This window comes from Corallococcus exercitus (assembly GCF_042231735.1).
Classification (GTDB): Bacteria; Myxococcota; Myxococcia; order Myxococcales; family Myxococcaceae; genus Corallococcus; species Corallococcus exercitus_B.
In genome coordinates, this window is the sequence record NZ_CP102577.1 from 7154019 (window position 1) to 7168257 (window position 14239).

General features: G+C 69.2%; 12 protein-coding genes. 7 read left to right on the forward strand and 5 right to left on the reverse strand.

Features of this window, described 5'->3' with window-relative positions; genetic code table 11:
• Positions 1–35 precede the first annotated feature (35 nt).
• From NR792_RS28710 to NR792_RS28725, 4 genes are read left to right on the forward strand one after another with little or no spacing between them, the layout of a single operon-like run.
• Positions 36–2885, forward strand: a complete 2850-nt coding sequence (locus NR792_RS28710) for an FG-GAP-like repeat-containing protein (RefSeq protein WP_375755889.1) — start codon at positions 36–38, stop codon at positions 2883–2885.
• A gap of 4 nt (positions 2886–2889) precedes the next feature.
• On the forward strand, positions 2890–3651 hold the full coding sequence (locus tag NR792_RS28715) for a hypothetical protein (protein ID WP_375755890.1): 762 nt from the start codon (positions 2890–2892) through the stop codon (positions 3649–3651).
• Positions 3652–3670: 19 nt separating this feature from the next.
• Positions 3671–5314: a GH3 auxin-responsive promoter family protein gene (locus NR792_RS28720; protein ID WP_375761708.1), complete on the forward strand. Its 1644-nt coding sequence runs from the start codon at positions 3671–3673 to the stop codon at positions 5312–5314.
• Entirely contained in the window at positions 5311–6459 is a 1149-nt protein-coding gene (locus NR792_RS28725; RefSeq protein WP_375755891.1) for a Rieske 2Fe-2S domain-containing protein, read from the forward strand. The genes NR792_RS28720 and NR792_RS28725 overlap by 4 nt, the downstream gene beginning before the upstream one ends.
• Here the strand turns inward: NR792_RS28725 and NR792_RS28730 are convergent.
• Positions 6456–6833: a hypothetical protein gene (locus NR792_RS28730; RefSeq protein WP_375755892.1), complete on the reverse strand. Its 378-nt coding sequence runs from the start codon at positions 6831–6833 to the stop codon at positions 6456–6458. The two genes, NR792_RS28725 and NR792_RS28730, sit on opposite strands and share 4 nt — an antisense overlap.
• A gap of 44 nt (positions 6834–6877) precedes the next feature.
• Positions 6878–7933 carry a DapH/DapD/GlmU-related protein gene (locus NR792_RS28735; RefSeq protein ID WP_375755893.1) on the reverse strand — a complete coding sequence of 352 codons (1056 nt, stop codon included), beginning with the start codon at positions 7931–7933 and terminating at the stop codon, positions 6878–6880.
• 222 nt (positions 7934–8155) lie between these two features.
• Here NR792_RS28735 and NR792_RS28740 point away from each other — a divergent pair, with 222 nt between their 5' ends.
• The gene (locus tag NR792_RS28740) at positions 8156–9592 is read left to right on the forward strand and encodes an MATE family efflux transporter (RefSeq protein WP_375755894.1); all 1437 of its coding nucleotides are present in this window, start codon (positions 8156–8158) and stop codon (positions 9590–9592) included.
• A 3-nt stretch (positions 9593–9595) separates the two neighbouring features.
• On the opposite strand, the gene NR792_RS28745 is transcribed toward NR792_RS28740, so the two are convergent.
• Genes NR792_RS28745 through NR792_RS28755 form a run of 3 tightly spaced genes read right to left on the reverse strand, consistent with a single transcriptional unit; the run spans position 9596 to position 12702 of the window.
• Complete coding sequence (locus NR792_RS28745) at positions 9596–10702, reverse strand: GNAT family N-acetyltransferase (RefSeq protein WP_375755895.1); 1107 nt, start codon at positions 10700–10702, stop codon at positions 9596–9598.
• Positions 10699–11481, reverse strand: a complete 783-nt coding sequence (locus tag NR792_RS28750) for a hypothetical protein (RefSeq protein ID WP_375755896.1) — start codon at positions 11479–11481, stop codon at positions 10699–10701. The genes NR792_RS28745 and NR792_RS28750 overlap by 4 nt, the downstream gene beginning before the upstream one ends.
• 6 nt (positions 11482–11487) lie before the next feature.
• On the reverse strand, positions 11488–12702 hold the full coding sequence (locus tag NR792_RS28755) for an AAA family ATPase (protein ID WP_375755897.1): 1215 nt from the start codon (positions 12700–12702) through the stop codon (positions 11488–11490).
• A 152-nt stretch (positions 12703–12854) separates the two neighbouring features.
• Here NR792_RS28755 and NR792_RS28760 point away from each other — a divergent pair, with 152 nt between their 5' ends.
• A complete protein-coding gene (locus NR792_RS28760; RefSeq protein WP_207053345.1) occupies positions 12855–13118 on the forward strand; it encodes a GlsB/YeaQ/YmgE family stress response membrane protein in 264 nt (87 codons plus the stop codon).
• Positions 13119–13330: 212 nt separating this feature from the next.
• Complete coding sequence (locus NR792_RS28765) at positions 13331–14149, forward strand: FKBP-type peptidyl-prolyl cis-trans isomerase (protein ID WP_375761709.1); 819 nt, start codon at positions 13331–13333, stop codon at positions 14147–14149.
• Positions 14150–14239 lie beyond the last annotated feature (90 nt).

The following is a 14239-nucleotide window of genomic DNA, read 5'->3' on the forward strand; positions in this document are numbered from 1 at the left end:
CGGCACGCTCCGCGCGTGCACCGGGACGGTCAATCATGAGTGTGGATGTGCCGACGACGCCGGCCCTCGCGGGCACGCGTGTGGAGTGGGGCGGCTGGGTGTTCCCCCGCTGGAACGACCCGAGGCTGCCCTTCGCGGCGCTGCTCACGCTCTACGGCGTGCTGGGCTTCACCTTCTTCGGCTTCAACCGCAGCCCCGGGCAGATGGCCTTCCTGGTCGTCTCAGGCACGCTGCTGGACGCGGTCCTGGGCTGGGTGCTCAAGCGGCGCAAGGAGCTGCCGCTCTCCGCGTACATCTCGTGCTGTTCGCTGGCGCTGCTGCTGAACTACTCGCACGCGAGCACCCTCCTGTGGCTGCCGGTGTGGCTGGCCATCGGCTCCAAGTACGTGCTGACCTTCCAGGGGCGGCACGTCTTCAACCCGTCGATGTTCGCGGTGGCCGTGTCGCTGCTCACCACGCGCGAGCTCATCACCGCCGCGCCCGCCTACCAGTGGGCCAACGGGGAGGTCGCGCTGTCGGCCTTCATCGTGATGGCGGCGCTGGTGCTGTTCTTCTTCCGCGTGGGGCGCGGCTGGCTGGTGGTGAGCTTCCTGTCCTTCTACGCGCTCCAGACGGCGCTGCGCGCATTCATCCTCCGCCACCACCTGCCGCCGGAGGTGCTGTTCCTGGGCACGCTCGGCGCGCCGTCGTTCTTCATCTTCGTCTTCTACATGCTCACGGACCCCGCCACGTCACCGGGGACGCGCAAGGCGCAGGTGGGGGTCGCGCTGGCCATCACCTGCGTGGACCTGGTGCTGCACCTGAAGGAGAGCGTCTACACGTTCTTCTACGCGGCGCTCACGGTGGCCACCTGCCGCTTCGTGTTCATGCACGCGCGCGAGCTGTGGCGCACCCGGGGCGCTTCGCTGCGCCAGCTCCTGGCCCCGGACGTGCTCCGGCGCGTGGGCGTGGTGGGAGGGCTCGGGGCGGTGCTGGCCACGGGCTACTCGGTGACGGCGGCGCAGGGGACGCGGCAGGCGCCGCTCGCGTTCCACCTGGATGCACAGGACGTCACGCAGGCGGGCCTGTCCTCCCAGATGGGGCACACGCTGGAGGAGCTGGATCCGCGCGTGGCCCATGTCGCCAAGTGGCTGGTGGCCGTAGGCGACGCGGTGGCCACCGGGGACTTCGACGGGGACGGCAAGCTGGACCTGTTCCTCACGCACCCGCTGGGCACGCCGGAGCACCACGCGGGCCTCTACCGCAACCTGGGCGGGCTGCGCTTCGAACGCGTCGCCGTGCCCGCGCTGGAGCGCTTCGCCACCCGCTACAAGGAGGAGGGCCTGGCGGGCGGCGGGACGTTCGTGGACTGGGATGGGGACGGGGACCTGGACCTCGCGGTGGCGGTGGCCTTCGGGCCGGTGCGCCTCTTGCGCAACACGCTGCGCGAGACGGGCACGGCGGGCTTCGAGGACGTGACGCAAGCGGCGGGCGTGACGGACCACGCGGTGAGCCTGGGGCTCACGTTCCTGGACTACGACCGTGACGGGCACCTGGACCTGCTGGTGCTCAACGCGATGACGACGCACCTGCCGGACTACCCGGCCCCGGCGCCGCCGCTCAACCTCTTCCAGCTGCCCGAGCCGGAGTACGAAGGCGACCGGCGCATGCTGCGCTTCATGCACGACGGCTGGCACAACGCGAACAACGGCGGGCGCAACGCGCTCTACCGGGGCCGCGGCGACGGCACGTTCGAGAAGCAGGACGTGGAGGCGCTGGGCCTGAAGGAGACGCACTGGTCGCTCGCGGTGAGCACGGTGGACCTGAACCACGACGGGTGGACGGACCTCTACGTGGCCAACGACTTCGGACCGGATGACGTCTACCTGAACGAGGGAGGGCGGCACTTCCGCCACCTCGTGGGGCAGCGCTTCGGGGAGGTGGGCCGAGACACGTACAAGGGCATGAACGCGAGCGTGGCGGACTTCGACCGCAACGGCTGGTTGGACGTGTACGTGTCCAACGTGCACCACTCGCTCCAGGCGGAGGGCAGCCTCTTGTGGATGGTGGGACCGGGCGAGGACGCCTTCGTGCCCCGCTTCAAGGACGAGGCCACCTTCCGGGGCGCGCTGAACGAGCGCCGCTTCGGCTGGGGCGCGGCGGCGGGGGACCTGGACGCAGACGGATGGCCGGACCTGGTGCAGGCCAACGGCATGGTGGACGCGCGCCTGGACGCGCCGAGGTGGCGCATCCCGGAGGGACAGCGCAACGACTACTGGTACGTGAACCACAAGCTGATGCAGTCAGGCCCGGAGGTGCACACGTACGCGGACAAGTGGGGCGACATCCGGGGCCGCGTGCTCTACCCGAACGAGGCGCGCCGCGTGTACCTCAACCTGGGTGAAGCCCGGCCGGGGCACTTCGTGGACGTGGCGAGAGAGGTGGGCATCGAGGCGCCGGACAACTCGCGCGGCGTGTTGATGGCGGACCTGGATGACGACGGCGACCTGGACGTGCTCATCACGAACCAGCACGCGCCGGTGTCGCTGTACCGCAACACGCTGCGAGCCAGCGCCACGGACGCGAAGCCGGACGCGCACTTCGTGGGCCTGTCGCTGGTGGGCGACGGTCAGCGCACGCACCGGAGCGCGGTGGGCACGCGCGTGGTGGTGTCCTACGAACAGGACGGCCAGCGCGTGGAGCAGGTGCGCGAGGTGGGGCTGATGGGCGGCTTCTCCGCGTCGGCGGATCCTCGGCTGCACTTCGGCCTGGGCCGTCACGCGGGGCCGGTGAAGGCGGTCATCCACTGGTATGGCGCGCAGCCGCAGGAGGTGACGTTGGAGGCGGACCGCTACCAGGAGGTGCGCCAGCCTCCCGCGCCCACGGCTTCTCGGGGAGGGCCTTGAGGCGATGCTCTCCGCGATGAAGGGCAGCACGGTGCGGCGCGAGGACCTGGACGCCGGCACCCGGGCTCGGATGCTGGCGCTGATGCAATGCTGTTACGTGGGCGTGAGCGCGGAGCGCTTCCACGCGGACCTGGACGCGAAGCAGTGGGTGTTCCTGCTGCACGCCCGGCGCACGCGGGAGCTGGTGGGGTTCAGCACGGTGCGGGTGGCGGAGGAGGACGGGGCGGAGGTGCTGTACTCGGGCGACACGGTCATCCATCCGGACTGGTGGGGGCATAAGACGTTGCAGGTGGTGTTCGGCCGGTTGTTGCTCGCGCGCAAGCTGCGGCGGCCGTGGAGGCCGCTGTACTGGCTGCTGCTGTCGGGCGGATACAAGACGTACCTGCTCGCGGTGAACTACTTCCCGCGCACGCACCCGCGACGCGACTGGATGCCGCCGGAAGGGCGCTCGGAGTTCCTGCGAGGGTTGGCGACGCGGTGGTTCGGCGCGCAGTACGACGCTGCGAAGGGCACGCTGCGCTTCGACGGCGCGCACTACCGGGTGCGGGACGGTGTCTCGCCCATCGACCGCGACGCGGCGGCCCATCCGCACATCGCCTACTTCGCCGAGCGCAACCCCGGCCACGCCGAGGGCGAGGAGCTGGTGTGTCTGGTGGAGATCCGCGGCTGGGACCTGGCGAGGGCGCTGGCGAGAAGCGTCTGGGGGCAGCTGCGCCGCTGGGCCCGCCGCGAGCGCGACGCTTCACGGGTCGGCGTAGGGACGTGACGTGCTGACTTCCCGCACGATGCTGTCCGCGACGATGGCTGCACTGACGCCGTCAGCGCTGCGCTTCCGTCATGCGCTGCGCGAGCCAGAGGCCGCGCAGGAGGAATGTCTCATGCGCATCCTCCGCGCCGTGGAGGGCACGGCCCAGGCGGGCCGGGTGCCGCACTTCGGGCGCATCCGCACGGCTCGCGATTTCCAGGACGCGGTGCCGGTGTCCACTCCGGACACGGTGGCGGAAGACGTGGAGCGCATCGCACGGGGAGAAGCGCGGGTCCTCACGCGTGAGCCCGTGCTGCGCTTCGAGCTGTCCGGTGGTTCCTCCGGCGCGTCCAAACGGGTGCCGGTGACACGGGGCATGCTGCGCGAGTTCCAGCACGCGCTCGCGCCCATGCTGCACGAGGTGTTCCTGCGCCGTCCCGCAGTGCGCGAGGGCCCCAGCTATTGGTCCATCTCCCCACTGGGCCGCAGACAGCACCGGACGGCGGGTGGCATCCCCGTAGGCTCGGCGGAGGACAGCGCTTGGTTCCCGCGTCCGTTGCAGCCGTTGCTCTCGCGCGTCTTCGCCGTGCCGGGCACCGTGGGACAGGCGCCGCACGTCGAGCCCTGCCGTTACGTGACGCTGTGGTTCCTCGCGCGGAGCTCGAACCTGTCGCTGATCAGCGTCTGGAATCCCAGCTTCCTCACGCTCCTGATGGACGCACTGGAGCGCCACGGCGAACGGCTCACGGAGGACCTGGAGCGCGGCACGCTGCGTCCTCCCGAGCAGGACGCCGAGGGTGCACCCGTGCCTGAAGACCCCGCCTGGACGGCGCTCGTCCAGGGCCTCCAGGGAGTGCGTGACACGTCCAGGGCCCAGGTGCTGCGCGCCGCCTTGCGAGAGGGCCTGCCCTCCGCTCGCGCGCTGTGGCCGGGGCTCGCGCTCTTGAGCATGTGGACGGACGCCCAGGCCGCGCACGCCGTGGTCGGCGCATGCCGCCGCTTCCCGGGCATCGAGGTCCAGGGAAAGGGCCTGCTCGCCACGGAGGGCGTCATCACGGTGCCCCTCTTCGAAGCACCCGCGCCGGTGCTCGCGGTCCGGAGCCATTTCGTCGAGTTCATGGATCCGGAGCATCCCGACACACGGCCACTCCTGGCACACGAGCTGACGGCGGGCCGCACCTACGCGGTACTCCTCTCCACGTCCGGTGGACTGCTGCGCTACCGGCTGGGGGACCTCGTCCGAGTGGAGGGCTTCGTGCACGCGACGCCCTGCCTGCGGTTCCTCGGCCGGGCGGACGCGGTGTCGGACCTCGTCGGTGAGAAGCTCTCCGCCGCCCGGGTGGGCACGGTGCTGGACGCCGTGCTGGGCCACACGCGGCCCGCCTTCGCCATGCTCGCGCCGGAGTGGGGGGCACCGCCGGCCTACCGGCTGTTCCTCGAAACGGATCAGCCCTCCGACGCCATCGCCGCGAGCGTGGAGCGCGCCCTGTGCGAAGGGCACCATTACCGCTACGCACGGGAGCTGGGGCAGCTCGGCCCCGTGAGCGCGGTGCGCGTGACCCAAGGCGCACGACGCTACGAGGCCCGGTGCATCCAGCTGGGTCAGCGCGCGGGGGACATCAAGCCCGTGGACCTGCACCGCCAACCCGGTTGGACGGAATGGTTCGCACGAGGGACGTCATGACGGTGCGCACGGTGGACCTGGACGCGGAGGCGGACCTTGCCCGCTGCGGCGCGCTGAAGGACTTCTGGTACGTGGCGTGTCTCTCCACGGAGCTGCCCGCGAACAAGCCCCTCGCGCGCACCGTGTTCGGGACGGGGCTGGTCCTCTTCCGGGGACCGGACGGCGCTCCCACCGCGCTGCGCGACCGCTGCCTTCACCGCAACGCGCGCCTGTCGAAGGGCGACGTGTTCGACGGACGGCTCGGCTGCCCGTATCACGGCTGGGTCTACGACGCGTCCGGCGCGGTGGTGGAGATCCCCGCGCTGGGCCCTCCTCAACGCGGCGAGAAGCTGGACGTGCACGCTTGCGCGCACGAAGGCCTCAAGCCCGCACCATGCGACCTGGGACGGCTCGCTCGCTTCCCCACGCGAGAGCAGGACGGGCTCGTCTACGTCTACCTGGGCGCGGACGTGACGCAGGCCCGCGCGGAGCCCTTCCGGGTGCCGTACTGGGGCGAGCGCGGCTGGACCGTCTACTTCATGGTGACGCGCTTCGCGAACGGCGTGACGAACCTGGTGGAGAACTTCATGGACGTGCCGCACACGTCCTTCGTGCACCGGGGTTGGTTCCGCAACCCCACGCGCAAGCGCGTGCCCTCCACCGTGAAGCGCCACGCGGGCCGCGTGCGGATGACCTACCACCAGGAGGAGGACGCGCTCACGGGCCTGGGGCGGCTGTTCAACCCGCGCGGCCTGCCGCTCGTGCACACGGACGAGTTCATCGTCCCCAACGTCACGCGCGTGGACTACCAGTGGGGCGACAGCGGCTTCGCCATCAACTCGCAGTGCACGCCCATCGGGCCCACGGACTCGCTCGTATACACGGCCATCAGCTACCGGCTGCCGGTGGACGTGCCAGGTGCGTGGGTGGGCCGCGCGCTGACGCCGCTGGTGCGCTGGTACACGCGGCAGGTCATCCAGCAGGACGTCGTCATCATGGAGACGCAGCGCCAGGGGCTGACGGACGGTCCCGGCGGCGGCGTGTACTCCGGCACGGAAGCGGACCTGCACCACGCGGACATCGAAGCGTACCGCCGCTGGCTGCGCGACGGCGCGCACGGCCCCGGTCCCGAGGACGCCGAGCGCGACGTGGTCTTCTGGGTCTAGACCGTGCCGGCCTGCGCCTCCTCGGAGCCCGAGGAGGGAAACATCGCCAGGTAGTACCCGGAGAAGAAGGTCGCCCCCAGGAAGAACCCGTGGAGCAGTTCCTGCGTGAGCGCGAAGGGCGGCGCGGGAAGGTGCTCATGCAGCCACATCAGCGTCGCGACGGCATTGGACGCATGGCACGCGGCCGCCACGCCCAGCGCGATGCAGAGGTGCCCCACCAGCACCCACGTGTTGGCGGCGGAGGTCACCCACGAGGCGAAGACCCCCATCCGCGCGAGGATGCGCGGGTACACGAACTTCCGGAAGAGCGCCCCACAGGCCAGCCCGAGCAGCAGCGGGCCCGCGATCTCGATGATTGATTGGACCGGATCCATGGCCCGCGACCCTGCCAGAGGACGCACGGTCCGTGCAAATCCGCTCACCCCATGCGTCGCAGGCCCGGCAGGTCCTCCGGTCGCAGCACCCAGCGCGGCGGCTCCGGCGGTGACGTGCGCGTGCCCACCTGCGTCGCGGGGAAGCCCTCCACCAGCGCGTAGTCCGGGAACACCGCGCGCGCCTTCACCAGGCTGCCGGCGCCCACGTGGCAGCCCTTCCCCAGGTGGCTGCCCTCGCAGAGGATGGCGCCGGGCTCCACCACCGTGCCCGCGCCCAGGTTGCACGCGTGCAGCACGCAGCCCGGGCCCACCACCACGCCCTCGTCCAGCACCAGCATCGTGTCCGGCTGCAGGTGCAGCACCGTGTTCTCCAGGATCTGCACCCGCGCGCCAATGCGCACCGGCCCGTTCAGGTCGCCGGTGATCTTCACCCCCGCGCCGATGATGGCCCCCGCGCCGATGACCACGTCGCCGGACACCTCCGCGGAGGAGAAGAGGGTGGCGGTGGGGTGGACGAAGGGGTGACGGTCACGAAAGGCGTACAGCTGTCCCATGGGGGCGTCCTCGGCGCGGTCGCGCGCGGAGAAGGAAGTCAATGGAGCCAAGGGCAGTGACAGGTCACCGCCCCGGCGCTGCTGCAGGTGGGCCAGGTCCTCCGCGGAGAGCATCCGCAAGACCTGTCCCGGCCGGCCCAGCACCACGGATTGATCCGGCACGGTCATGCCGGGCGGCAGCACCGTTCCCTCACCCACCAGGCAGCGGTCACCCAACGTCGCGCCGGGCATGAGGATGGCGCCGTCGCCAATGTCGCACAGCGACCCCACACGTGCGCCCATCACGAGCGAGCGCGGACCGAGCACGGTCTTCTCGCCGATGGACGTGGGGCGCTCAGGGGTGCCCACCACCACCGCGTCCTCGCGCAGCGTGGAGAAGGCTCCCAGCGTCACGGAGCCTCCCACCGAGCGCACGACGGCGCCCCGCGAGATGATGGCCCCGGGCCCCACTTGCGTGGTGCCCAGCAGTCGCGCGGACGAGGCCAGGGTGAAATGAGGACCTACCGCGGTGGGCAGGAGGGAAGCGGTCGCGGGTGAGGGACTCATCGGGATGCAGCAAGCTACTCCCGGCGTTCCCAGCGGCATGTTGTCCCGAGGCGCGACCCGCCGTCCGGCAGCCAACGCTCGCTCGCTGCCTCGACGGGGGTGGGTGCCGCACCTTCAGATGTCAGGAGTGGGTGGCAGGGTGCGTAGGAAGCCGCGTCGCTGGGCGCCACGTGTGGGCGTTTCGCGCTAGGAAGTCCCCTCGCTCTCGAAAGGCCTCACCCCGTGGAAGAGACACCCCTGGCGGACCGGAACGCCCAGGTCCCCGCGCCCGTGGACAAGGGTGCCTGGACGCTGGTGAAGGAGGCCCTGCACGGCACGGAGCAGGACCTGACGCGGCTGCCGCTCGGGCGCGCCATCTTCCTGCTGGCCGTGCCCATGGTGCTGGAGATGTGCATGGAGTCGGTGTTCGCCGTCGTGGACGTTGCCTTCGTCGGCCGGTTGGGCGCGGAGGCGGTGGCCACGGTGGGGCTCACCGAGGGCATCCTCACCCTCATCTACGCCGCGGGCATGGGCCTGAGCATCGGCGCCACGGCGATGGTGGCCCGCCGCATCGGAGAGAAGGACGCGGACCGGGCGGCGCGCACGGCGGTGCAGGCCATTGGCCTGGGGGTGATCATCTCCACGGTGCTGGCGGTGGCGGGCATCGTCTTCGCCCGGCCCATCCTGGCGGCGCTCGGCGGCTCGCCGTGGGTGCTGGAGCACGGCGTGGGCTACACGCGCGTGATGATGGGCGGCGTGGTGAGCATCCTGCTGCTCTTCCTCATCAACGCCATCTTCCGGGGCGCGGGCGACGCGGCCATCGCGATGCGCGTGCTGATGCTGGCCAACGGCCTCAACATCGTGCTCGCGCCGTGCCTCATCTTCGGGTGGGGACCGTTCCCGGAGATGGGCGTGGTGGGCGCGGCGTGGGCCACCACGCTGGGCCGCAGCGCGGGCGTCGCGTATCAGCTCTACCGGTTGATGCGTTCAAACGGCCGGCTCCAGGTGCGGCGCGAGCACGTGGCGCTGGAGCCCGCGACGATGCTCGCGATGCTGCGGCTGTCCGGCGCGGGCATGGTGCAGGCGCTGGTGAGCACGACCAGCTGGGTGGTGCTGGTGCGCATCGTGTCGACGTTCGGCAGCACGTCGCTGGCGGGCTACACCATCGCCATCCGCATCGTGATGTTCGCGCTGCTGCCCGCGTGGGGCCTGGGCAACGCGGCGGCCACGCTGCTGGGGCAGAGCATGGGCGCGGGGGACCCGGACCGGGGCGCGAAGGCGGTGTGGCTCGCGGGCCGGTACAACCTGATGGTGCTGGGCAGCATCGGAGTGCTGTTCTTCATCTTCGCGCATCCCTTGCTGCGGTTCTTCACGACGGACCCGGCGGTGGTGGACGAGGGCGCGACGGCGCTGCGCGTCTTCTCCCTGAGCTTCTTCTCCGCCGCGTACGGCATGGTCATCACCTCCGCGTTCAACGGAGCGGGGGACACGCGGACGCCCACGCTCATCGACCTGGGGTGTCTCTGGGTGCTGGAGCTGCCGCTGGCGTGGGTGCTGGCAAAGCCGCTGGGCCTGGGCGCGGTGGGGGCGTACCTCGCGGTGCCGGCGGCCTTCGCGGCGATGTCCGTGCTGGGCATCGTCCTGTTCCGGCGAGGGCGCTGGAAGACGCGCATGGTGTGAGCGTCAGGGCAGGCAGATTTCAAAGCCGGTGCGTCCCCCGGGGAAGGTCCTCGGGGGGCGCGAGGCGGGCGTGACGGCGTAGAGGTGGAAGTCCAGCCGCCGCTGAATGAAGCCGTCGAAGGCGGAGGCCAGTGGGTCTCCGGCGTCCTGCTGCACGGTGAAGAAGTGGAAGCCCTGGCCGTGGAACGCGGCGTAGACGGCATCCAGCAGCGCGCGCAGGACAGCGGGGTCCTCCGAGGGGATGCTGGTGTTGCAGAGGTAGAAGTAGCGGAAGTCGCCGCCGGGCGCGGGCAGGCGGGGCGCGCCGGTGACGGTGGCCAGCGCGTTGAAGCCCCGGCGCACCCACTTCATGCCGCCCCGGTACGCGAGCACGCGGTAGCGCTTCACGGCGTCGGGGTTCCACGCGGAGGTGCAGCCGACCAGTTGGCCCGCCGGGTCGAACGCAAGGAACGAATCCTCCACGCGAAGCCCCGGCCAGCGCGCGAGCCGGTGCTCCAGTTCGCCGGTGTCATAGCGGTAGCCGAAGGGGCGCGAGCGGTGGTCCGAGTCCAGCAGCGCGGCCATGGCGGGCACGTCCGAGGCGGTGGCCCGGCGCACGGTGTAGCGGCCGCGGCGCGGCTTGCGGCGCAGGACGAACTGGACGGAGACGGCGGAGAACGCGCGCATCAGGTGGTAGTGCGGCTGCGCTTCCCGCGAGGCGGCGCGGCGCACGAGCGCCTGGAGCGCGGCGGCGTTGGAGGCCATGACGGCGGTGAGGAAGACGTCCACGCCCAGGCGGCGGGAGGTCTCCTCCAGGACGGGCCCATAGAACCGGGCCAGGCCCCGGGCGCGGCGCGCGGAGAAGCGGGTGCGAAGGTCCCCCAGGTAGCCCACGCGGCAGGGCCGGCCCTCCAGCCAGCCGTCGCGGACGTGGATGGCGCCCATGCCGTCCAGGCGGGAGGGTTCCCCGTGGGCCCAGACTTCGGCTTCACCGCGCTGCATGGCGAACAGGCCGAAGTAGTCCGGCGACCGCTGCGTGCTGAGCACCAGGTCCCCGGTCATGGGCACATCGCCGAACAGGTCCAGCAGCGCGGCGTTGTCGTCCCGGGTGGCACGGCGGAGGGGGCTCATGAGGCGGGGTAGGAGAGTGCTTCGACCAGGGCGGTACAGGCGCGGAGGCGTTCCACGGACTCGTGGAAGGAGCGCTCGGCGAGCCAGACGTCTTCTGCTGGGAAGGACTTGGAGAGCGTTTCGTTGTGGTGGTCTGCCACGCACTGTCCCATCACGACCTTGGGTTGGTGGACTTCATCAAGCCGAGCGCGGTCCGTGGTCCATTTCGCGATGAGTTGTGCGTGCTCGTCGGAGTCGTGCCTGCCCTGACAGAGAGGATGCAGCTCGTTCGTTGCCTGATAGAGCCAGGACTCCATGCTGTAGCAGGGGGACAGGATGAGAAGGCGGTTCAATGCGGCCTCAACCTGCGCTGTTGTCAGTGAAGGCCGCGCTCGCGGATTGATCGGAGGCGCGCCTTCGCCCTGAAGGATGCGGCGGACGCCACTCCGGATGATGGTCTCGAACTTCTGCCGGTTCTCGCTGCCCTCGCGCTTGCTCCACACCCGGTCCGTGTCGAAGTGGAAGACCACGAACCCGGCTGGTTCCAGTAGCCGTGTCGCGATTGCTCCGAGCAAGACAACCGTGTTCCGAGTGGGAGGGTGCGCCTTCCATTGGTTGGCATGGATGGCATGCAGTGCGCGATCGTTCTCGGGAAGCGGCTCAATCCGAACACGGGCTGGGTTCAAGTCGACGCCCACGACCACGAGCTTGAGTGCTTCCTTCAAAATCCGCTGGAGCGTTGGCTGCGCCTGACGACCAGAATCCTCGGTCAGGGCGAGGATGCGAGCACGGGCTGCCATGACACGTCACCAAAGGCCCTTGGTGAGCAGGATGTCCGAGACGCGTTGGATCCCGGTCTGGTAGGCGAGGAAGAAGGACTCAGCTTCGTCTTCAGTGAGATTGCGCCAGATGAGTTGCGCATCCGCAGCGCTACCGGTGCGTTCACAAATAATGAAAGTGTGGCGAACCTCTTCAAGGCTCTCAAAGCGCAAGAAGTCCAGCAGTAAAGGATTTTGGCTTGTCAGAAATGCTTGGCGGTCCGAGATTTCGTCAAGGCATGCCGATATCCACTCGTGATGAAGGCCGTTCACAAGCTCGTCCGCGATGACTATGTCCGGTGATGCATCGACATGGGCAAAAAAGGCAAGTAGCCGCTTCTGACCGTAGCTGAGCCACTCGTGGGATACTTCCTCGTCCGCGCGCCTGAAGAAGAATTTTAGATTGCTCAATCGAACGGTATGGCGACCTGACTCCAAGTTGAAGCGCTCGACGTCGAATCTTGCTGTAGCGGAGTCGTACCCAAGTTTCACGGCGGTACGATCGAGAAATGGGAATGAGAAATTTGTTGAATTGCCTTCTGGAGCCGGCGCGAAACTCAGGTCGACCATTGAGAATGGAAGAGCATCAAAAATCCACTTTCCACTAGGAACGTCTAGATGTCCCTCGATCTTGAATAGCTCGTTGAAGCTTTCAAGGCTTTCGTCCATTCGTCCTGCTGTCTTGACGTATGAGTCCATGAGCATTCTGCTCAGGAAGGGTGCGTTTTTGTTTCTGTCTGCTGAGAGGATTGAGAAAATTGAGAGGATTGGGTTGCGATAGGGGCCGCGCGGGGCGCGTATTTGTAGGTCTTTGGCTTCGAGTGCGACTTCGTTCGACTTTAGGTCTGCCTTGAGGAACGATTTGCCTGCGTGCTTGAAAAGCAGCGCATCTGTCTGATGGAAGCTTGATTGAAGGCTGCGCTCGCGGTGCCCAATGTTGAGCGGAAGAGTTGGCTCCTCAAGCCGTTTCCTCAGCGTCGACTGCTCAAATTCAGTGTCTCCCGTGACAGATATATGCGTGTCGAGAGATTCATCTGGAACTGGTTCGTCGAAAGTACCTAGTAATGTCGACAGCAGGCGCAGCAGCGTCGTCTTCCCTGCCGCGTTCTTCCCCAGCACCACATTGATCCCCGGGCGGAACTCCAGCGTCGTCGGCTTGACGTTCCGGAACTTGTTGATGGTGAGCCGCGTCAGCTTGTTCATCGTGGTTCCGCCCGGTGCGCCAGAGGGCGCTGTAGGGTCGAACGACCGCACCACACGCCCCCCTCCAGGGTCAAGAACACCTCCACCGCACTTCCGCCCCCGCCTGCCCTACGCCACATTGCGGACCGGACACGCTGCATCGGGAGGACGTCATGGGGCTGTTGGGGTGGATCATCTTCGGCTTCTTCGCGGGGCTCATTGCCCGGGCCGTGCTGCCGGGGAACCAGCGCCTGGGGTGCATCGGCACCACGCTCCTGGGCGTCGCCGGGGCCTTCGTGGGCGGCTTCCTCACGTCCGTCTGGCGGGGCACGAACTGGCGCGACCCGGAGCCCACTGGCTTCGGCGGTGCCATCCTGGGCGCCATCGTCCTGCTCCTGGTCTCCCAGGCCGCCTTTGGCGGGCGCTCCTCCCGGTAAACCCCTCTCCCGGGCCCCTGGCCGGGAATCCGGGGCCGTCCCGCCGGTTTGGGGGGCCGGCGGCCGGTTGTCCTACCTGCGCGGGTCCCCTTCCGGGGAAAGCACGGTTCCCAAGAGGATGCCGGGCACTTTCTGTAGTACACCGCGCCCCCAGGCATGCAGCGGGGGGCGGTCGGCCGCCGCTGAGCCAAAGGAAAGGCGACGACATCATGATGAAGAAGACGATCCTGATCGCGGCGATGCTGAGCCTGACGGCCTGTCAGGGCCAGAACGCGAAGCCGGGCGAGACCTCCGCCACCGGCACCACGACGGCGGGCGCCGCCGGCGCTCCCCAGACCGAGGAGCAGAAGACGCTGTACGCGCTGGGCCTGTCCATCGGCCGCAGCATCAGCGTGTTCGACATGACGCCGCAGGAGCTGGAGTTCGTGAAGGCCGGCCTCACCGCCCAGGTCACCGGCCAGAAGTCCGACGTGGACCTGGAGACCTACGGTCCCAAGCTCCAGGACCTCGCGCGCGAGCGTTCGCTGCGCAAGGCCAACGCGGAGAAGGAGAAGTCCAAGGCCTTCCTCGACGAGAAGGCCAAGGAGACCGGCGCCCAGAAGACCGAGTCCGGCCTCATCTACAAGGAGACCCAGGCGGGCACCGGTGCCCAGCCCCAGGCCTCCGACGTCGTGAAGGTCCACTACAAGGGCACGCTCTCCGACGGCAAGGAGTTCGACTCGTCCTACAAGCGCGGTGAGCCCACGCAGTTCCCGCTCCAGGGCGTCATCAAGTGCTGGACCGAGGGCCTCCAGAAGATGAAGGTCGGCGGCAAGGCGCAGCTCGTGTGCCCCTCCGACATCGCCTACGGCGACCGCGGCGCGCCCCCGAACATCCCCGGCGGCGCCGCCCTGGTGTTCGAGGTGGAGCTCCTGGAGATCGTGAAGCCGCCCGAAGGCGCCCCCGGCATGCCGGGCATGCCCGGTGGCGCGCCCCCGGCCCCCGGCGCGAAGCCGCCCCCGGCCGCCAAGCCGCCCCCGGCGACGAAGTAGCCACCACCTCCCCCTCGCGGGAGCGGTGAGAACGAGGGCCGACGTGGGGGATGCTCCCTCGCGCCGGCCCTCTTCGCGTTCGGCCTCCAG